The organism is Ensifer sp. R1-3 (assembly GCF_056739175.1).
The window spans coordinates 2,325,362-2,344,347 of the sequence record NZ_CP096515.1; the positions used below are offsets into that span (position 1 = coordinate 2,325,362).

At 61.9% G+C, this 18,986-nt stretch carries 16 protein-coding genes and 1 tRNA gene; 7 read left to right on the plus strand and 10 right to left on the minus strand.

The features are described from left to right. Positions 1-208 precede the first annotated feature (208 nt). The 4 genes from M1D43_RS11210 to M1D43_RS11225 all read right to left on the minus strand — a co-directional run bounded on the left by M1D43_RS11210 (position 209) and on the right by M1D43_RS11225 (position 6,100). Positions 209-2,926, minus strand: a complete 2,718-nt coding sequence (locus tag M1D43_RS11210) for an NEW3 domain-containing protein (protein ID WP_153313190.1) — start codon at positions 2,924-2,926, stop codon at positions 209-211. 626 nt (positions 2,927-3,552) lie between these two features. Beyond that, a complete protein-coding gene (locus M1D43_RS11215) occupies positions 3,553-4,698 on the minus strand; it encodes an alpha-hydroxy acid oxidase (RefSeq protein WP_192923394.1) in 1,146 nt (381 codons plus the stop codon). An 87-nt stretch (positions 4,699-4,785) separates the two neighbouring features. After that, complete coding sequence (locus tag M1D43_RS11220) at positions 4,786-5,403, minus strand: hypothetical protein (protein WP_003531558.1); 618 nt, start codon at positions 5,401-5,403, stop codon at positions 4,786-4,788. Between the two features lie 208 nt (positions 5,404-5,611). Then, entirely contained in the window at positions 5,612-6,100 is a 489-nt protein-coding gene (locus tag M1D43_RS11225) for a RidA family protein (protein ID WP_003531560.1), read from the minus strand. Positions 6,101-6,292: 192 nt separating this feature from the next. Between M1D43_RS11225 and M1D43_RS11230 the strand changes: the two genes are divergently transcribed. After that, positions 6,293-6,988 carry a TetR/AcrR family transcriptional regulator gene (locus M1D43_RS11230; RefSeq protein WP_015007123.1) on the plus strand — a complete coding sequence of 232 codons (696 nt, stop codon included), beginning with the start codon at positions 6,293-6,295 and terminating at the stop codon, positions 6,986-6,988. 186 nt (positions 6,989-7,174) lie between these two features. On the opposite strand, the gene M1D43_RS11235 is transcribed toward M1D43_RS11230, so the two are convergent. Continuing rightward, positions 7,175-7,888, minus strand: coding sequence for a DNA helicase (locus tag M1D43_RS11235; RefSeq protein ID WP_318853545.1), 714 nt, complete (start codon positions 7,886-7,888; stop codon positions 7,175-7,177). A gap of 434 nt (positions 7,889-8,322) precedes the next feature. Here M1D43_RS11235 and M1D43_RS11240 point away from each other — a divergent pair, with 434 nt between their 5' ends. Both M1D43_RS11240 and M1D43_RS11245 read left to right on the plus strand, forming a co-directional pair. Beyond that, positions 8,323-8,568: a BrnT family toxin gene (locus tag M1D43_RS11240; protein ID WP_003531565.1), complete on the plus strand. Its 246-nt coding sequence runs from the start codon at positions 8,323-8,325 to the stop codon at positions 8,566-8,568. Beyond that, positions 8,565-8,888 (plus strand): BrnA antitoxin family protein, encoded by a 324-nt coding sequence (locus M1D43_RS11245; protein ID WP_003531566.1) that lies wholly within the window; start codon positions 8,565-8,567, stop codon positions 8,886-8,888. Before M1D43_RS11240 ends, M1D43_RS11245 begins: the two co-directional genes overlap by 4 nt. A gap of 101 nt (positions 8,889-8,989) precedes the next feature. Here the strand turns inward: M1D43_RS11245 and M1D43_RS11250 are convergent. The 5 genes from M1D43_RS11250 to M1D43_RS11270 form a co-directional block, all read right to left on the minus strand. Then, positions 8,990-9,066 (minus strand) — tRNA-Arg (locus tag M1D43_RS11250). A 119-nt stretch (positions 9,067-9,185) separates the two neighbouring features. After that, on the minus strand, positions 9,186-10,706 hold the full coding sequence (locus M1D43_RS11255) for a sensor histidine kinase (protein WP_027989491.1): 1,521 nt from the start codon (positions 10,704-10,706) through the stop codon (positions 9,186-9,188). A 74-nt stretch (positions 10,707-10,780) separates the two neighbouring features. Next, positions 10,781-12,202, minus strand: coding sequence for a dihydrolipoyl dehydrogenase family protein (locus M1D43_RS11260; protein WP_318853544.1), 1,422 nt, complete (start codon positions 12,200-12,202; stop codon positions 10,781-10,783). A 22-nt stretch (positions 12,203-12,224) separates the two neighbouring features. After that, positions 12,225-13,025, minus strand: coding sequence for a TVP38/TMEM64 family protein (locus M1D43_RS11265; RefSeq protein WP_153315020.1), 801 nt, complete (start codon positions 13,023-13,025; stop codon positions 12,225-12,227). Between the two features lie 243 nt (positions 13,026-13,268). Continuing rightward, the gene (locus tag M1D43_RS11270) at positions 13,269-15,266 is read right to left on the minus strand and encodes a methyl-accepting chemotaxis protein (RefSeq protein ID WP_153315018.1); all 1,998 of its coding nucleotides are present in this window, start codon (positions 15,264-15,266) and stop codon (positions 13,269-13,271) included. Positions 15,267-15,573: 307 nt separating this feature from the next. Here M1D43_RS11270 and rpmH point away from each other — a divergent pair, with 307 nt between their 5' ends. The 4 genes from rpmH to yihA all read left to right on the plus strand — a co-directional run bounded on the left by rpmH (position 15,574) and on the right by yihA (position 18,916). Beyond that, positions 15,574-15,708 (plus strand): 50S ribosomal protein L34, encoded by a 135-nt coding sequence (rpmH, locus tag M1D43_RS11275; RefSeq protein WP_003531576.1) that lies wholly within the window; start codon positions 15,574-15,576, stop codon positions 15,706-15,708. Between the two features lie 21 nt (positions 15,709-15,729). Beyond that, complete coding sequence (gene rnpA, locus M1D43_RS11280; protein ID WP_013843866.1) at positions 15,730-16,128, plus strand: ribonuclease P protein component; 399 nt, start codon at positions 15,730-15,732, stop codon at positions 16,126-16,128. Further along, positions 16,128-17,912, plus strand: coding sequence for a membrane protein insertase YidC (gene yidC / locus M1D43_RS11285; protein ID WP_192923496.1), 1,785 nt, complete (start codon positions 16,128-16,130; stop codon positions 17,910-17,912). The genes rnpA and yidC overlap by 1 nt, the downstream gene beginning before the upstream one ends. Positions 17,913-18,262: 350 nt before the next feature. Then, on the plus strand, positions 18,263-18,916 hold the full coding sequence (yihA, locus tag M1D43_RS11290; RefSeq protein ID WP_003531582.1) for a ribosome biogenesis GTP-binding protein YihA/YsxC: 654 nt from the start codon (positions 18,263-18,265) through the stop codon (positions 18,914-18,916). Positions 18,917-18,986: the final 70 nt, after the last annotated feature.

An 18,986-nucleotide genomic window follows, 5' to 3' on the forward strand; every position in this document is an offset into this window, starting at 1 on the left:
CGGCCTGGCTTTCGATGAGCGCGCCGGCAGGAGCGGGAACGGCAAGGGCGACGGCCGGGCACAGGGCGGCGAACGCCGCCAGACAAGCCATGACCCTGCCAACTATCCCGCGTATTCCCCGCATTATTTTCCCGATTGTGCTCGCCTGGAAGTGCCCGACATGCGGCGCGGGCAGGAGACGCCCCTGCCCGCCCGCCGACCGAGAGGGCTACTGGTCGATCCTCACCCGGAAGGTGAGCCGCGCGACCTGCCCCGAGGGCACGGTGCCATGCTCGGAGCGGATGGCACCCGTCGCGCCATCGGCCGGCTGAAGCGTCAGCTCCGCCTCAGTATCGCCGGTTGTCGCCGTGCCGGACGATCCGACATAGGTGGTGTAGGCCGGCGTTGCGTCGTCGATTTGCAGCTCCGTCGCGTCCGCCGTGCCCATATTGGTCGCCGTGATGCGGTAGACGATGCATTCGCCCGGATTGGCCGCCTGCCCCGCCTGGGTGAAGCTGCCGTCGGCAGTTCCGTCGCATTTGGCGTCGACCGCCTGCTCCTTGACCACGACGACATTACCGGAAACGATGGTGACGGTTTCGGTGACCGTGTTGTTGCTCGGATTTTGATCCTCCACCGTTGCCTCGCCTGGCGCAGTGAGGGTGCTGTTCACGACGATTCTCGCGCTCTCGGAAAGTCCTCCCACGGCGCTGGCGGGTGCCTGGACCCGCGAAAACAGCAGCACCCTGTCCCCGGGAGCGAGTTCCGTCTTGTCGAGCGCGGTCAAGATATTGGCAATGCTGGTCACCGTAGCGTCGGTGGAGTCCAGCACGCCGTTGCCGTTCGCGTCCACGCGAAGCGTTTCCGCGAAGCTCGGAAAATCAGGGTTGTAGCCGATGGGACCGTTGGTGATCGCGACGTTGCCGAGGTTCTCCAGCGTGTGGGTCATCACCACGACGCCGCCGGGCGCCGCCTGAGCGGTCTGGTCGGTGCGAATGGCGAGGTCGACGACCTGAACGACAGTGACTTCGTCCAGTTTGGTATCGACGACCGCCGCACTGCTCGCCGAAGCGGCGCGGAAGTAAACATCCGTGTTGCCGGGCGCAGCCGTGTCCGGCGGGGTTACGACGGCGGTGAACGTCGCGGACGCGCCCGGTGCGATCACGCCCGTATTGGTGACCGTGCCGTCGGCATTCCTGAACACCACCTGCCAGCCGGCCGGCATGGAGCCGGGCGCGAAATTCGAGCCGCTGAAGGACAGATTGAAGCTGTCGGAAACCGAACGATTGTTTTTGACCACGAGGGTGAATTCGGCGGCCTCGCCCGGATTGGTTTTGACGGTCGTCCACGGGTCGCCGTTATCATTGGCGACATTGAGACCTGCCGCCAGTTCGCCCGCGTTCTGCAGATCGACGGTACCGCCGCCGACCTTACTTGCGATCCGCAGCCTTGTCTTGTTCAGCACCGCCGTGTTGCTGATGGAGGACGCCGTCATCGTCGCCTCCCAAGCTTGCGAACCCTCCTCGCGCGCCGCTCCGTCCGGCAAATTGGCATGCACAAGAAAGTTCGACACCGAGTTCGCGCCCAGCTGTATGTCCGGCCGGCCGTCGGAGTTCGTATCAAGGAGCGGCGTGCCCTCGGTGGTGGTAAAGCTGAACGTCGTGCCGGCGGGAAACGTGCCGGCGGGAAAACTGTTGCTCGGTTCGACGGAGAGATTGAACCTCTGCGTGGTGTTCGAGTGATTGGTAATGATCACGTCAAAAGGCACAGGGATACTTGAGGACAGATAGCCCTCTGTATAGGCAATGGTATCGTTCGCAGCGTTGTCGTCATCGGTGCTGGATGCCAGTCCGCCGTCGGTATAGTTCACGTCCGGCAGATCGCCACCGAATCGGCCTGCATAGGAAGGATCGGCCGCTCTATCCGCCAGCGTGACAGCCGTCGCCTGGCCGTCGTTGATGACGAGCCGCGCTTCGTTCGAGGTTTGCAGGTCGGTCTGGTCCGAGTCGATCGTACCGGTGTTGGAAATCGTGCCGGCTGCGCCAGTGGCGACCATACCGACGAACTCGATATAGCCGCTCTTGCCGACAGGCACGGCGGACAGCGTCGCTTTCACCGTGCTGTCACCAAACGAATAGGAGATCGTGTGGCCCTGGCCGTTGGTGTGGTCGACAGCTCCTCCGGCGTCCGCCATGGTCCCGCCGTCGGACCATTGGCCCTCGTCGGCCACGTATGTCAGTGCGGTCGGCAGCACGTCCGTGATGATCACGTTCGCCGCATCCGCTCCACCGGTATTGCTGTAGTTGAAGCGGACGCGCACGGTGTCGCCGGGGGTGAGCGAACCTGACCCGTCCCCGTCGTCGAGCAGGCTCATGGTCTTGGTGAACTCGAAAACGGCACCGGTCGTGACGGTCACGGTATCCGTGTTGGTGTCGTTCGGCTGGTTCGGCTGGTTCGCCGTGCCTGCGGTGAAATTGCTCGCCGTTGTCAGCGTGCTCGCCGCGGTGATCTTGAAGGTGGGACTGCCGGTCGCCCCGGCCGCGACATTGACCTCTACGACGACGCAGGCGCTTTCGCCCGCGTTGAGCGAACCGGTCTGGTCGATCGATGTCAGCGTATCGGGCACGCCGTCGCAATCGCCATCGGCATAGATGCCGACGAAGGAAAGGCCGGAGTCGGATACGAATGTCGTCGTCAGGTTGTATCTGTCCGCCGCGTTGCCGACATTGGTGATGGTGTGCGGAAAGAGCACCTTGCCGCCGGCGACGGCGGATTTTGTCGTATCGGTCTCGATCTGAACGCCGGCGATGGTGTTGATCGTCGTCTGGACCAGGTTGGAGGTGACCGAAAAGGTCTGCCCGCCAGACTCGAAGGTCGCAACCGCCTGATTGCCGATGACGGTACCGGCCGCAGGCGGCGCCGCAAGCGCCGAAGACGCGAATGCCATTATACTCGCAGACGCAACCAAAAGATGCGCCGACAATTTCCTGCGCCACCGATTTGTCTGCCGGTAGCCTGCTTCCAAGACGCTAGAATTCGCTCGCATAACTCGCCTTCCCGTGACCGATTTCGAACGGGAGTTGCAGGAGATGCCCACTTATATGCAAATAACCAAAACAATTTTAGGGGAAATTTCGACTCGACGCTGCCGTCGCCAACATGCGGGGCCCTGCCGAATCCGGGCCCGACTGCCGGCAAATAGCTGTTTTGTTTACAACCACAGGAAGAAAACACGTGCGATGAAGATCGCATATCATCGCCGGCGCGGTGTTCTCGCGAGCAACGGAAAAAGCTGCTTTGCCCTTGAAGGCGGGGGGTGATTCGGAAAATGCCTGCGAGGCGCGCTTCAGTCGGGGACGCCATCGTTCGGGATAGGTGAAGGTCAAGCCGCTTGTCGTCTCCCCCCTTGTGGGGGAGAATATTTGCGGCAGGCTCTCGTTTCCACTTCTGCGTTCTGCCCGTGGCATCGTTTGGGCATGCGAACGTCAAACCGTTTACCATCTGCCCCCAAGGCAATGGTCCCGCGAGAGGATCAGAAGTGCATATGCCCTAGCGGCAACGCGAAGTGCTTCCTCACCGGAAACGCAGGTTTTCTTTTGTAAGCTCGTCGACCGATGAGCAGCCCATCAGCTTCATGCCGCGTTCGATCTCGACACGCATCAGTTCGAGCGCCCGTTCGACGCCAGCCTCTCCTGCCGCAGCGAGCGGGAAGAGATAGTAACGGCCAAGCCCGACCGCCTTCGCTCCCAGCGAGAGCGCCTTGAGCACATGGGTGCCGCGCTGCACGCCGCCGTCCATCATCACATCTATCCTGTCCCCGACGGCCTGGACGATCTCGTCAAGCTGGTCGAATGCGGTGCGTGAACCGTCAAGCTGGCGCCCGCCGTGATTGGAGAGCACGATTCCGGTGCAGCCGATCTCGACCGCGCGCTTGGCATCCTCGACCGAAATCACGCCTTTCAGGCAAAACTGGCCGCCCCAGTGCTGCACCATCTCGGCGACGTCGTCCCAGGACATGGACGGATCGAGCATCTCGGTGAAATAGCGGCTTATCGACATCGCGCCGCGGCCCATATCGACATGGTTTTCCAGCTGGGGCAGCCTGAAAGGCTCATGGCGAACATAGTTGACCGCCCAGGAGGGCTTGATCGCAAATTGCGTGATACCGGCGAGATTGAGCTTGAAAGGAATGGCAAACCCCGTTCGCTTGTCGCGCTCGCGATTGCCCCCGGTGATGCTGTCGACCGTCAGCATCATCACCTCGATGCCGGCCTGCTTGGCGCGCGCCATCATCTCGCGGTTCAATCCACGATCCTTGTGGAAGTAGAACTGGTAGACCTGCGGACCGTCGCAAATCCGCCGGGCCTCTTCCAGACTGACGGTGCCGAGCGAGGAGACACCGAACATGGTGCCGAACTTCGCAGCCGCTGCCGCCACCGCACGTTCGCCCTGATGGTGGAACAGACGCTGAAGCGCCGTCGGCGAGCAATAGACGGGCATCGCCAGCCTTTGCCCCATGACCGTCACCGACATGTCGACGTCGCCGACGCCGCGCAGGACATTCGGAACCAGATCGCAGCCCTCGAACGCAGCCGTGTTGCGCCGGTAGGTGACCTCGTCATCGGCCGCGCCATCGATATAGTTGAAGATCGGCGACGGCAGGCGCCGTTTTGCCATCCGACGGAAATCGTGGAAATTGTAACAATCTTTCAGACGCATCTGCCCCTCAAACCCGAACGGCCGAATCAATAGCACTTTTTCGATAAGGCGGGATGAGGAAATCAAGCCGCGGCGGGAATCCGGCGCTCAGTCCGTCGTCGAGCCCGCAATGATGGTGAGGCGCCGCATGGATGGTATGTGGACACTGAACAGGAAGACGCCCCACCATTCGGCGCCGTCTTCGAAATAGTCGGAAACCTCCGGCAGCCGCGCGTCTGACCAGTCGAGAATTTCGCTTCGGTGGAGCGGCGGCAAGATAAAATCCCTGATCTCCTCGAACACCGCCTGCACTTCGCCAGGCCTGGCGTTCAGTGGATAGGGTGGATGCGAGAAGGCGTAGGCGAACTGCCCTCCAGGCTCAGGGCAAGAGCTCGCACCCGACATGATCCTCACATCGTCGAGCGAACTCAAGACCGGATCCGTCAACTGCGATCCGTCGGCGGTTTTATAGGAGCCGAGCCTCAGCAGGCTGCCGCTGTCCGGGTCGTACCAGTCGCCGAAGAATGCCTTTTCGCAGATGCGCCGGCTTCCCAGAGCGCGCAGCTTCCCGGCGTCGAATCTATGGAAGTGACGCAACGCCTGCGGCACTGCCGAAAGGATCTCCTCCTCCGTACCGCCTGCATTCTCGAAGATCGCGAAATCGAGCACGCCCAGCATTTCATCGAAGCGCTCGAAGGCAGGCGGTAGCTTCTCGATCCGGTTCATTCGCCTGTTTTAGGGCGCTGCCATGATAACTGCAATCGGCGGCAGAGGAGACGAGGATAGCTTTGGTATCGAGCATCCACAGGCTCATTCCTTCCAGCCCTCGAAGGGATCGCGATCCTGCGAAGGCTGGTTGCGGTCGGCCGGCCCCAGGGCAGCCCCTCGGTACTCGCCCTCCCCGTTGGCAATCGCGCCTGATACGCCGCCGCCACTATTCCAGCATTACGACGGCATCGACTTCGAAGAGCATCGGGTCGATTGCAAGCTTGGGAACGGGAATCAAAGTCTGCGCCGGCAGCGCCGCGCCGAACATTTCCTTCACGTTCCTGGTCAGCACCTCAAGCTTGGACATGTCGTGATCGACGACGAAGACCGTGAGCTTGGCGACCTGATCCGGCCTAGCACCGAGCGCATCGAGGGCCGTGCGCAGGTTTGCATAGGCCTGCTGGACCTGGACAGCGAAGTCGGGCGACAAGGCTCCGCTGCTGTCCTGGCCGCCCTGTCCCGAGATATAGGCCACCCGGCCCTCGCGGGGCACGATCACTGCCGTGCTGTAGCCGTTCGGCGTCGGGTCGTAGAGGTTTTTCGGATTGACGATGGTCAGCTTGAGATCATTCTCATTCGCTGTCGTCGCAGCGGGAACGCCCATGGTCATGATGATCAGCCCTCCGATAAGCAGATGCGTGATTGCGCGTGACATGTTTTTCTCTTGGCTCCGGGGACTGCGGGCAATAGAGCCTCGCCGCCTCCGGGATTGAACTTCTACTGCCGTATGATCCGCCTCGTACGGTGTACTATCCGTGCCATCGTACATTGTACGAGTCAACCGTTCAGGATCGACATTCGCAGGTTCGTCGGGTTAGATCGGCATTCTGATCAGCAAGGAAGACGGATGACGGCCAAACGCAGCGGCGCCCCGAGCAAACGGCCTCAACGGACAGGTGTATCGCCCCGGGTGCCGGAGGCGCGCAGTGAGCCGTCTCTCTCCCGGGAGCGCATCGTGGCGACCGCGGTAGAACTGCTGGACGCCCAGGGAATAGACGGATTGACGATGCGTCGCCTGGCCGATCGCCTCGGCTCGGGCGTGATGAGCCTGTATTGGCACGTCGACAACAAGGAGGATGTCTTTGATCTGGCGCTCGACTCGGTGCTCGAATACCGCGGGCCGCCGCAAATGGTCGAGTCTCGAGATTGGCGCGGAAAAGTCGTTCATATGCTCGAAGACTGGCGCGCCGGCATGCTGCGCCATCCCTGGTCGGCATCGCTGCTGCCGCGCCGGGCACTCGGCCCGAACATCCTCAGCCGCCTGGAACTGCTGAGCAGGACGTTGTCCGGAGCCGGTGTAGCCGACGCAGATCTGAACGCCGCGATATGGTCGCTCTGGAACTATGTGATGGGCGCCACCATCACCCGGGCGAGCTTCGGCCTCTCGGACGAAGACAGGGCCGCGGCACAGCAGCGCCTCACACGTCTCAGCGAACACTACCCGACGATCGAACGCTCCCGCCTGCTGCTGGACAACGATTGGGACGGCGCCTTCCGGAAAGGCCTCGACTTCCTGCTCGACGGCCTCGCTCCGAGACAATGAGCGCTCGTCATCTTCCTGACGAGACGGTGCCGGACCTCCGGCGCTTCTCCAACATCACGGCAGGCGAGCGAGGTAGACCAGAGCACGTCCGGAAAAGTTTGTAACGGTTTCCCGTCCGGCAGGTATGCAGTCTCAAAGCATTAGAGCTTTTCACTGTTTCAATGAACAGTGAAAAGCGCCAAGCGTTTAGGCCACGTCTCGAAGCTGGGCCTCGCCATTGTGCAGGAAGCAGGCTTTGTTGAAGAGTCCCAAATCAACGAGATTAGGGAGACGAATGTCCCGAATGTCCGGCAGGCGCTTGCTTTCCGGATCAAACGACCGATCTACCTGCGAAATGAACGCAACCACAACCCCGGCTTTCCTGGCGAAATCTGCAAGAGCCAGAACCTGATCCGAGAGTGCTGGCTTGCTTCGCTGCTGATCCAGTATCTGCAGATAGTCGATAACGGCAACCGTCCCCCGCTCCGACCCGCATAAATGACGGATGATGTAGTCCGCGCTGATTTCATCAGACGTCAAGATTTGCAGCTTTTCGCAGAGACCATGAGGCCCCTCGTCCAAAGACCGAAGGTGCCGCCTCGCCTGCTGTTCTGTAAATTCCAGCGTGAAGAAGACCGCTTTTCTCCCGTCTCGGGCAGCGTCGAGCAACAGCTGAAGGCCGAGCGTGGTCTTGCCATGTCCTGGGCGGCCGGCCACCAAGAGCAAATCACCTTCATCCAGCCGAGCTAGGATTGATCTGGACAGTGACGCCGCTGCGACTTGAGACGAAAGCAGGCTCCATCTTGCGAACCCTTCCTCACGCGCGATTTGGTCCAGTGCTTCGTGCAGGGGGACATTATTATTCCGGGCCACGAGCTTGGCTCGGCGTTTCAATTGGAAAATGGGGGCAGAAAGTTTCATCAAAGGACCTCCACTCCGAGCCAGAAACGCAATCCCTCCTTATGCGATGCTCGAACAGATGGTTCGATGACGATGTCGTTACCCCGTATGTGCGATACTTCCCCGAAAGGAGGGAGGAGGCGTGGGCCAAGCCTGTGCTGCAGAAATTAGCGGGCCTGCTGATTCGTCACAAGCTTTGATGCCCTCTTCGGGGCGCCGGCACCGGAACTTTCCGTGCGATCGGCCTAGGCCGCAACGGTCGAGAGAAGAAGCCTCCGCGAGCCGCGAGCCGCTTCGAACGTGCCGGATGCCAGATTTGAACTGATGCTCAACTCGGCGAATCGGCTTGCCCGATTTCTCGCCGTAATTTCGAGACCCGTCGGGCATCCAAATTCCTCACCTTTCCGTATCACTTTTATTCTTGCAATTGGGATTAAAAGTGATACAAAAAATGTATGAAGGTCACCTATGACGAAACAAAGCGCCAGATCAACATAGGAAAGCACGGCTATGATATCGCCGAACTCGACATGGAGTTCTTCGCTTCGTCTGTGGTGGTCCCAGCCAAGGAAGGCCGCTTCATGGCTATCGGCGTTTTGCGCAATGGCGTTATCGCCGTAGTCTTCGCCCGGCTTGGCTCGGAAGGCATTTCGATTATCTCCATGCGTGACGCCAGCAGGAAGGAAAGGAGCTTATTATGACCAGCCTATCCCGCCGCATCCGCCATATCTCCGACAAGGAGGAGGCAGCTATCCAACGCAAGATAGCTAGTGACCCAGACGCTCCTGAGGCCACCGACGAACAACTAGCCAAAGCTAAGCCATTCGCCGAAGCCTTCCCAGACCTGGCCGAGAGCATCAAGCGCGCCAGGGGCCGTCCAGCCGTTGAGAACCCTAGGCAGCAGATATCCATTCGCCTCGATCCGGATGTCATCGAGCACTACAAGGCAACCGGCAAAGGCTGGCAGAGCCGGATGAATGACGACCTTAGAAAGGCTGCCGGATTGAAGAAGGCAGGTTGAAGCTGTTTCCTCAAGGGATAGCCCCAAAGCGTGGATGAGGAAAAGTGTGCGCGGTTTCCGCATCCCGTAATGGGGCAATAACGAAACCATTTGAAAGGAAATGGCGCACCCGAAGAGATTCGAACTCCTGACCCCCAGATTCGTAGTCTGGTGCTCTATCCAGCTGAGCTACGGGTGCGTGCCTGGAAGCGGTGACCACCGCTTGCGTGGCGATCCTCTAAAGCGTCCTTTCGGCGATTGCAAGCGCCTTCGGGAAAAAATTTCATTTTTACGACGATGCCGGGAAGGGACGGAATCTCAGGAACGTCCCTTGGCGCGGAAGGCATCGAGCCGCACCGGGCGGTCCGGCAGTTCTATGCGAAACAGCGTGCCGGGAGTGGGCTTTTCGACAAGGGCGATCGTTCCGCCATGGGCGAGCACCAGTTCGCGGGCGATCGCCAGGCCCAGGCCCGTTCCGCCGGAGCGCGCCGAGCCGCGGAAGGCGGCGAAGAGATTTTCGCGTGCCTTGGCCGGCATGCCGGGGCCGGTGTCGTCGATCGAAATGGTCACCACGCTGCCGGTACGCACCGCGGAAACCGAGATCCGCCGCTCGGAGCCATCCTCCGGCTTGTAATTGGCCAGCGCCTCGACCGCGTTGCGGCAGATATTGTGGACGACGCGGAACAGCTGCTCGCTGTCCGCATCGACCTCGATGTCATCGCGCACCTGTATGTCGAAATCGATACCGTCCTGGCGATCGACGGCGAGCAGTTCGGCCACATCCTCGACCAGCGGCCGCAGCGCCAGGAAACGGCGGTGCGGCTCGGCCTCCGTCGTGCGGCCGTAGGAGAGGACTTCGCGCGTATAGCCGACGGCGCGGTCGATGGTCCGGAGCAATGTCGGCGCGAAGCGCTTGACCACGGGATCGTCGACATCGGCCAGGCGATCGGAAATGAGCTGTGCGGAGGACAGGATGTTGCGCATATCGTGATTGATCTTGGAAACGGCAAGGCCGAGCTCGGCAAGGCTCTTCTGCTGCTTCAGAGTTCGCTGCAATTCGCGCTGCATGCTCGCCAGATGCTGACCGGCGACCGCCAGTTCGTCCTTGCCTTCCGGCGGCACCAGCACGCGCTCGGGGCTCGACGGCTCGCCCGAAAATTCCTGCATGCTTTTGGTCAGCCGCCTGATCGGGAGGATCAGCATGCGATTGATGGCGAGGAAGATCAGCGCCGCGGTGATCAGCGAGATGGCGATCGACAGGAGGAAGACGTTGCGCGAATAGACGAGCATGGCCGTGCGCAGCTTGGCGTCCTTCATCACCAGCTCGATCGTCGCATCGCCTTCGCCCAGCGGGCCATAGACGCGCACCACCCGGTTGCCGCCGAAGATGAGCGTGTCGAAGGCGTCCCGGATCGCGCCGAGAGCCGTGAAGTTGGCTATGTCGTATTCGCCGTCGATCGCGGGGGGCATGTCGACGCTGGCGATCATCCGGGAGGCATCCTTGCGGCGGATGACGATGGCCTTCGTCCCGGTCGCCATCAGCGTCTCGCGCTGCACGGCGCGGGGCAGCTCGACGTTTTGAAGTCCGTCGACCACGACGGCCGCCGCCGCCACGGTGTTCAGGCGGTCCTGCAGCCAGCGAATGCGCATATTGGCGACGGAAGGCACGAAGATCAGCACTTCGGCCAACATCACGAAGGCGACCGTCAGCAGCAGCAATTTGCCGGAAAGCCCGCCAAGAAAGCCGACCGCCGCTCGGGGTGCCGCACTCGCATTGGCCGGACGCGCGTCTTCTACCATAAAGATTCCCTGGATCACGATGACCAGACCTAAGGTCATCGTGATCGATTCCTTTGTTTTGCCGCAACTCCGGACGGAAAACCGCTGCGCACTTTTCCTGGATTTGCTCTAATTCAGCCGAAGTTCCGCAGGAACCGGATCGCGGTCCGCAGAAGGCGATTTCGCGCCATGGGGGAATAATAGGAGATCGCCGCCTGTTTTCCAATCTCCGAGAGCGTCGGATAGGGTGCGACATAAGTCTGGAAATGCCTGAGCGTCAGGCGGTTGGCGACGGCGAAGGCCCAGAGACCGATCATCTCTCCCGCTCCAGGGCCGGCAATGCCGGCGCCGAGAACCCGCCCGCGCCTGCCGACGACGATCTTGATCAGCCCTCGATCCAATCCGTCGGTGCGGGCGCGATCACTCGCGGAAAAGTCCAGGCGAACGGTTCTTGCCCCCCGGGCGGTCTCCCGCGCGCGCTCCTCCGTCAGCCCCACTTGCGCCAGTTCGGGCGCGGTGAAGATCACCTGCGGAACGATGGTCGTCCTTTCGCGCCCCGGCAGGCGGAAAAGGATCTGCTGCAGCACCAGCCGGGCGTGATAGCTCGCCTGATGCGTGAAGAGGCCGCCCGCCGCGTCTCCGACCGCATAGACGCGACGGTTGCTCGTCCTCAGGTCAGCCCCGACCTCTACGAGTTTCGGGCAATGGCGGATGCCGGCCGCATCGAGGTCGAGCGATCCGTGATTGGGAGCACGACCGGCAGCCACCAGCAAGTCGCTCCCTTCGATCTCGAAAGGGCCGCTCTCGTTCTCGCAGAGGAGCCGGATTCCCGTCTCCGTTTGCTCCGCCGAGCGGATCGCCGTACGCTCGTGCAGGAGCATGCCTTCCGCACGCAGCCCGTCGAGCACGATCGCCGCCAGCTCCGGATCCTGACCGGAGAGAGCCGCGGCACTGTCCACGACCGTCACATCGGCGCCCAACCGCCGGTGAGCCCCGGCCATCTCGAGGCCGACCGCGCCTGCGCCGATGACGAGGAGATGGCGCGGCAAGCGTTTCAGGCCGAAGAGCGTTTCGTTGGTGAGGAACGGCGTCTCCGCAAGTCCGGGGATCGGGGGGATGGCGGGGGAGGAACCGGTGGCGATCACGAAGCGGCGGGCGCGGATCAGGCGGTCGCCGGCAGCGACCGTGCGGTCGTCCACGAAGCGGGCCGTTTCCTTGATCACCTCGACGCCGAGGCTCGTGAAGCGCTCCGCGGAATCGTGCGGTGCAATGGCTTCGATCACGGATTGGATGCGTGCCGTCAGATGCTCATGGTCGACGATCGGTTCCGCCGAGGCAATGCCGAATTCCGCAGCCTTGCGGATCGCGTCCGCATGTTTGGCCGCTGCGATCAGAGCCTTTGACGGCACGCAGCCGTAATTCAGGCAATCGCCGCCCATCCGGCCGTGCTCGACCAGAACGACGGGCACGCCGAAAGCGGCCGCCCCGGCGGCTACGGAGAGCCCGGCGGCACCGCCGCCGATCACGCAGATGTCGGGTGTCAGTATCTTCGCCACGCGGCTAGGCCCTCCGCCTCCGTCATGCACCATTGCGGCGCGACTGTATTAGCCTGAGTGCCAGAGGCAATGCAGCAATCGATGCAAGGGCGACGAGCGCCAGCGAGATATCCCTGGTGGCGAAATCGGCAACGGTGAATTCACGGCCGCTTGCGGCAGCAAGAGCGATCACGTCGCCGAGGCCGCGGCCGAGCCAGGTATAGGCGAGAGTGCCCGGAATAATGCCGATCAGCGTCGCGAGCGCATAGGTGCGCAGCTTCACCTCGAAGAAGGCGGGCGCGATGTTGATCAGGAAGAAAGGAAAGATCGGCGCGAGCCGCAGGATCAGGAGATAGATGAAGGCGTTGTCCCGAAATCCATCGGCAAGGCGCTCCAGGACGCCGCCGGCACGGCGCCTCAGGATGTCGCTGAAGGCGCCGCGCGCGGCGATGAACAGCAGGCAAGCCCCGAGTGTGGCGGCAAGAACCGTGATAGCCGCGCCGGCAAGGCAGCCGAAAAGGAAGCCGGCGGAGATCGTCAGCACCGATGCCGCCGGTATGGAGAAGACCACCACCGCGACATAGATCGCGAAGAAGACGAGAGCCGAACTGACCGGATGGGCGGCGACATGGGCGGCGAGCGTCTCGCGCTGGTCGGCGAGCGCAGACAGCGAGACATAGTCCTGCAGGCCGTAGGCATAGCCCAGGACGCCGCCCGCAAGCAGAAGCGAAATCGGCAGGAAGCGCCAGGGAGAGCTATGCGGAACAGGCTGAAGGTCTCGCCGGCTCGACGAGGATTCGAGAGCCGGACCTTCTTCTGCCCCGTTGCTGATACCATGGCTCATGCGATCTGCCTTCGGTGAGATTCTGCCCCTGAATTAGAAGGAATTCACCCCCCGAACCAATAACGAATCGTCGCGTCGACAAACGACGGCGTGACCGGCCCGCGGCGGCAAGTCACGCCGGCGTGAAAGTGCCGGCGGCGTCTCCCGAGGGAAGCTCATCTCGGAAGTGCCGCTCGCGGCGACCGGCAGATCACCGCGAGCGAAGCTGGAAATCGGGCGACTGCAGCGCTGCAGCAGGCCCCCTCAGAACTCCTCCCAATCGTCGCGGGCGACCGCAGCGGAGCCGTTGCCGAATGCGCGCGCGACCGTGCCCATCATGCGGCGGGCGGGCGAGGCCACCGGCCGGCTCGCATCCCTTGCCGGCGCGACCGTACGCACCGCCTCGCGCTCGACCTTGAAGTAGGCGATGAGGTTGGCGAGATTGTCGGCCTCGGCGGACAGCTTGTGCGTGGCGGCATTCGCCTCCTCCACCATGGCGGCGTTGCGCTGGGTGACCTGATCCATCTGGTTGACGGCGGTGCTGACCTCCCCGAGGCCCGTGGACTGCTCGCGTGCGGCCGTCGCGATCGAATGGATGTGATCGTTGATCTTGAGGACCCGCGTCTCGATCTGGCCGAGCGCCGCTCCCGTCGCCTGGACGAGCTTGACGCCGGTGGCCACCTCGCCGCCCGATTTTGAAATCAGCGACTTGATATCCTTGGCGGCGCTGGCTGCACGCTGGGCGAGCTCGCGGACCTCCTGCGCAACGACGGCAAAACCCTTGCCGGCATCACCGGCGCGCGCCGCCTCGACGCCGGCATTGAGGGCCAGCAGGTTCGTCTGGAAGGCGATCTCGTCGATGACGTTGGTGATCTGGCCGATCTCGCTCGATGCCTGTTCGATCCGGCCCATGGCATCGATGGCGTTGCGGACGACCGATGCCGACTCCGCTGCGCTGTCCTTCGCCTCCGTGACCATGACGGTCGCTTCCTGGGCCCGCTCCGTCGAATTGCGAACCGCGGCGGTTATCTCGTCGAGCGCCGCCGAGGTTTCCTCCAGAGCTGCGGCCTGCTGCTCCGTCCGCTTGGACAGGTCGTCGGCGGCACTGCGCAACTCCGTAGAATTCCCGTTGATCGAGTCCGTCGTCATGCGGACCTCGCGCAAGGTCTTCTGCAAGGTCTGCAAAGTATCGTTGACGTTCGTCTGCAACTCGGCGAAGGCGCCCTGGAACTGGCCCTTCATGCTTTGCGTGAGGTCGCCCGTCGCCAGGCTCGCAATGACCCTCCGGGTCTCGGCGATGCCCGTATCGACACTGTTGACCAGTTCGTTGACGCTCGCCGCAAAGCGGTTGAGATCGTCGTTGTCGTAGTCCTTGCTGATGCGCCTGGTGAAATCCCCTGCCGCAGCCGCCGCGACGACCGTGGCGATGCTCGACTGCAGGTCCGCGCTCTTTTCGCGCAGGATCTCTTCCTGCGCGTTGAGCTCGCGCACGGCGAGGCTGTTCTGCTTGAAGACTTCGACCGCCGCCGCCATGTCGCCGATCTCGTCCTTGCGCCCGGCGAAGGGCACGTCAACCGAGAGATCGCCGCCGGCAAGCAGCTTCATCTTGCCCGTCAGATCGAGAATCGGGCGGCTGAGGTGATTGGTCGCAATATAGAAGGCGGCACCGATCCCGGCCAGCATGCCCAGGGCAGCTGTTGCAAGGACGATCAGCACGATCGAGCGCTTGTAGTCGGCCAGATCCGCGGTGATCGTCTGAAGCGAGGCAAGGTTCTCGTCGACGACCACGTCGATTTCAGCCTGGAACGCCTTGCGGTTGGCCCGGTTCGCTTCGTTGTTGCCCTGCTCGTTGGCAGCTTTCGGCGCAACCTGCGTGCCGAGGCGAGCCGTCTCGCTTCGGAACGTCTTGAATTCCTCCGCGCGTTTGACAAGGGTATCGAAGGCGGGCAGGACGTCGGCCGGCACCAGCGGCCGCCACTCGGTGAGCAGCGCGTCGATCTTGTCGAGGTTCTTGAGAATTCCCTCGGCAAAAGGCTTTGCCTTCTCGACCGTTGGCGCCGCATAGATGCCGCGCGCCTCCATCACCACCGCCGTTACCAGGCGATTGAGCCGCTCGCCCTTGAAAGCCCGGTCGGAGGCGTTCTGGTATTCACCGAGCCGTTGGTTGTACTCGCTCACGATCAGCAACGACATACCGGTGATCGCTATCGCCAGCAGACTCATGATGCCGACGATGAGGTTTATCTTTCCGCGAATTTTCATGTCCTGTCCCTGTCCCCAGCCGCATACTCGCCTAAAACGGGAAAGTAACTCACGGCTTACACGCTACTGAGCAAATGCTAAAATGCGCGTGGTTAACAAAGCACCCATCGGACCCACTCGATTTAGGGTGTCATGCGGAGATTCATGAGCACGCCGCCGGTGCCCGGGAATTGACTTTATCGGGTTTTTGTCCCTATAAGCCGCGCACGTCCGGTGGAGCCGCCCGTTGGCGGAGCCATGCCCGGCGCGTAAACGCTCTTGCATCATGCAAACCCAAGAAGGACCGCACACCGCGGTATTTAAATAAATGAAGCGTACCTACCAACCGTCCAAGCTTGTTCGCAAGCGCCGTCACGGCTTCCGTGCACGTATGTCCACCAAGGGTGGGCGCAAGGTCCTCACAGCCCGCCGGGCTCGTGGCCGCAAGCGTCTTTCGGCGTAAGCCGGATCTGCCCGAAACCTTATGTCCGGGCAAATGACGACAGATAAAGACAAGATGGCTGTCGGGCGGCTGAAAAGCCGTCCGCAGTTTTTGGCGGTCCGGGCTGGAGAAAGCCGCAGGGGCCCGCTATTTCTCCTCGAAGTTCTCGACCGGAACGATCCGGAGGGAGAAGCCCGCGTCGGCTTCACCGTTACCAAGAAACACGGCAATGCCGTCGAGCGAAACCGAATGCGCCGACGCCTCAAGGAAGCCGTGCGGCTTTCGGCCGGGTTTGCAATGAAACCCGGACACGACTATGTGATTGTCGCCCGGCGCGATCTCCTGAATGCCCCTTTCGACGCATTGACTCGGGCGCTTCGGGATCGCATCGAAAACAAGCCGAAACAGAAGCGGCCACCGGCCGGTTCCAGGAAATCATGATGGAAAACAACCGCAATTATTTCGTGGCGATCGCCCTTTCCGTGCTGATCCTCATCGCCTGGCAGTTCTTCTATGTCAGCCCGAAGATGGAGAAGGACCGCATTGCCGCGGAACAGGCGCAGCAGGCGCAACAGACCCAGCAACAGCCAGGCGCCCAGCCGGCTGCACCTGGACAGGCGCTGCCCGGCGGTGCGATCCCGAGCGCAGGCGAAAGCCGCGATCAGGCAATCGGCAAATCCGCCCGCGTCGCGATCGACACGCCGGCGCTTTCCGGCTCCATCAACCTGACCGGCGCACGCTTCGACGACCTGAAGCTCAAGGGCTACCACGAAACCGTCGACCCGAAGAGCCCGGTCATCACGCTCTTCAGCCCGGCGGAGACCGCTGACGGCTATTTCACGGAAATCGGCTATATCGGATCGGATGCGACCGGCTCGGTTCCGGGACCGCAGACCACATGGACGCTTTCGGGCGGCGACAAGCTCACCCCCTCGACGCCGGTGACGCTGAGCTACACGAACGACAAGGGCATCACCTTTGCCCGGACCATCGCGGTTGACGACCGCTACATGTTCCAGGTGGTCGACAGCATCAAGAACGAGACCGCGGCGCCGGTTTCCCTGTCTTCCTACGGCCGCGTCACGCGCTTCAACAAGCCGACGACTCCGAGCATCTACGTGCTCCACGAGGGCTTCGTCGGCGTCGCGGGAGAGCATGGCCTGCAGGAAGTCGGTTATTCCAAGGTCGAAGACGACGAGCCCGTCGAACCGGGTAAGTCGACCGGCGGGTGGCTGGGCATCACAGATAAATACTGGGCCGCGACGATCGTGCCGCCGCAGGCGACGCCCTTCGACATCCGCTTCTCGCATTTCGCCGACGGGCGCCCCCGTTACCAGAGCGACTACAAGAGCGATGCGGTTACGGTTGCCCCGGGCCAGTCCGTGGAGCTGAAGAACCTCGTCTTCGCCGGTGCCAAGGAAGTCCCGGTCGTCGACAATTACGAAGTGGCCTATTCGATCCCCAACTTCGACAAGCTGATCGACTGGGGCTGGTTCTACTTCATCACCAAGCCGATGTTCAAAATGATGGATTTCTTCTTCCGTCTCTTCGGCAATTTCGGCATCGCGATCCTGATCACCACGATCGTCGTCAAGCTCATCTTCTTCCCGCTCGCCAACAAGCAATACGCATCGATGGCGAACATGAAGAAGGTTCAGCCGAAGATGGAGGAACTGAAGAAGAAATTCGGCGACGACAGAATGGGGCTGCAGCAGGCGATGATGCAGCTCTACAAGGAAGAGAAGATCAACCCGCTGGCGGGCTGCTGGCCGATCCTCATCCAGATCCCGGTGTTCTTCGCGCTCTACAAGGTGATCTACGTCACCATCGAAATGCGGCATGCGCCCTTCTTCGGCTGGATTCAGGATCTCTCCGCCCCGGATCCGACGACGATCATCAACCTCTTCGGTCTCCTGCCGTTCGAGGGGCCTGCCTTCCTTCATCTTGGCATCTGGCCGATCATCATGGGTGTCACCATGTTCCTGCAGATGCGCATGAACCCGACGCCGCCGGACCCGACCCAGGCGATGCTTTTCACCTGGATGCCGGTGGTCTTCACCTTCATGCTGGCGTCGTTCCCGGCCGGTCTCGTGATCTACTGGGCCTGGAACAACACGCTGTCGATCCTGCAGCAGGGCATCATCATGAAGCGTCAGGGCGTCAAGGTCGAACTCTTCGACAATCTGAAGTCGCTCTTTTCGAAGAAACCGAAACCGGCGGAATAGAGCACTTCCGGGACAAGCGTGTAACGGTTTTCGTCCGGAAGCGCGCAGTGAATGCGTTGGAGCGTTTCATTGAATCGGTGAAACGCTCCGATCGGCAGGTCCTCTCGCATGGAAGCCTCGGAGCGACGCGTTCCGGGGCTTTTCTTTTAGGTCCTACTGCATGTTTCCTTTAATCCTATCCGATTAAAGGACAAAGCATGCAGCAGATCAAAGCGCTACAGCGACCTTTGCGCGTCTGATAAGACGCGCGGCGCTGTAGGGATCCGCCGCCGGTACCGGCAGGCGCTCTAAAGCTTGACAAGCCACCCCAAAAGCCTGATGCCGGCGAGGCAAAGAGGAAACGCCAGAACATGTCCGCGACGAACAAGCAGAATGCCGCAAGCGTCTTCGGCCGGCCGTGGATATTCATCCGCGGCGTGCCGTCGATGAAGTTCCTGCCACCTGAGGGACCGACGGAGATCGCCTTTGCCGGCCGCTCCAACGTGGGCAAGTCGTCGCTGATCAACGCACTCGTGGGCCATAAAGGCCTGGCGCGCACCTCGAACACGCCCGGCCGCACGCAGGAACTCAACTATTTCGTGCCGGACGGCTATTCCGGCGAGGCCGGCGACCTGCCGCCGATGGCGCTCGTCGACATGCCGGGCTACGGCTACGCACAGGCTCCCAAGGAACAGGTCGACGCCTGGACGAAGCTGGTCTTCGACTATCTGCGCGGCCGCTCGACGCTGAAGCGCGTCTATGTGCTGATCGACGCGCGCCACGGCATCAAGAAGAACGACGAAGACGTGCTGGCACTCCTCGACAAGGCTGCGGTTTCCTACCAGATCGTGCTGACCAAGACGGACAAGATCAAGGCGGCCGGCGTACCGCGCCTCGTCGCGGAAACGCTCGAAAAGATCAAGAAGCGGCCGGCGGCCTTTCCGGAAGTGCTATCGACATCGTCGGAAAAGGGCGAAGGCATCGAGGACCTCCGCGCGGCGATCGAGCTCGCCGTGACGCGCTGAGGCGCGAAACGGCGCCGCTGAAGGGCGAGCCCCCTCGTCTTCGGCCTCCGTCACTACCCTGACATGAAAA

Coding starts and splice junctions, on each gene's coding strand:
- M1D43_RS11235 (WP_318853545.1), bottom strand. CDS start 7,888: ATGAAACTTTCTGCCCCCATTTTCCAATTGAAACGCCGAGCCAAGCTC.
- M1D43_RS11270 (WP_153315018.1), bottom strand. CDS start 15,266: ATGAAAATTCGCGGAAAGATAAACCTCATCGTCGGCATCATGAGTCTG.
- M1D43_RS11215 (WP_192923394.1), bottom strand. CDS start 4,698: ATGCGTCTGAAAGATTGTTACAATTTCCACGATTTCCGTCGGATGGCA.
- yidC (WP_192923496.1), top strand. CDS start 16,128: ATGGAAAACAACCGCAATTATTTCGTGGCGATCGCCCTTTCCGTGCTG.
- M1D43_RS11225 (WP_003531560.1), bottom strand. CDS start 6,100: ATGTCACGCGCAATCACGCATCTGCTTATCGGAGGGCTGATCATCATG.
- M1D43_RS11245 (WP_003531566.1), top strand. CDS start 8,565: ATGACCAGCCTATCCCGCCGCATCCGCCATATCTCCGACAAGGAGGAG.
- rpmH (WP_003531576.1), top strand. CDS start 15,574: ATGAAGCGTACCTACCAACCGTCCAAGCTTGTTCGCAAGCGCCGTCAC.
- yihA (WP_003531582.1), top strand. CDS start 18,263: ATGTCCGCGACGAACAAGCAGAATGCCGCAAGCGTCTTCGGCCGGCCG.
- M1D43_RS11255 (WP_027989491.1), bottom strand. CDS start 10,706: ATGACCTTAGGTCTGGTCATCGTGATCCAGGGAATCTTTATGGTAGAA.
- rnpA (WP_013843866.1), top strand. CDS start 15,730: ATGTCCGGGCAAATGACGACAGATAAAGACAAGATGGCTGTCGGGCGG.
- M1D43_RS11265 (WP_153315020.1), bottom strand. CDS start 13,025: ATGAGCCATGGTATCAGCAACGGGGCAGAAGAAGGTCCGGCTCTCGAA.
- M1D43_RS11220 (WP_003531558.1), bottom strand. CDS start 5,403: ATGAACCGGATCGAGAAGCTACCGCCTGCCTTCGAGCGCTTCGATGAA.
- M1D43_RS11210 (WP_153313190.1), bottom strand. CDS start 2,926: ATGGCATTCGCGTCTTCGGCGCTTGCGGCGCCGCCTGCGGCCGGTACC.
- M1D43_RS11240 (WP_003531565.1), top strand. CDS start 8,323: ATGAAGGTCACCTATGACGAAACAAAGCGCCAGATCAACATAGGAAAG.
- M1D43_RS11230 (WP_015007123.1), top strand. CDS start 6,293: ATGACGGCCAAACGCAGCGGCGCCCCGAGCAAACGGCCTCAACGGACA.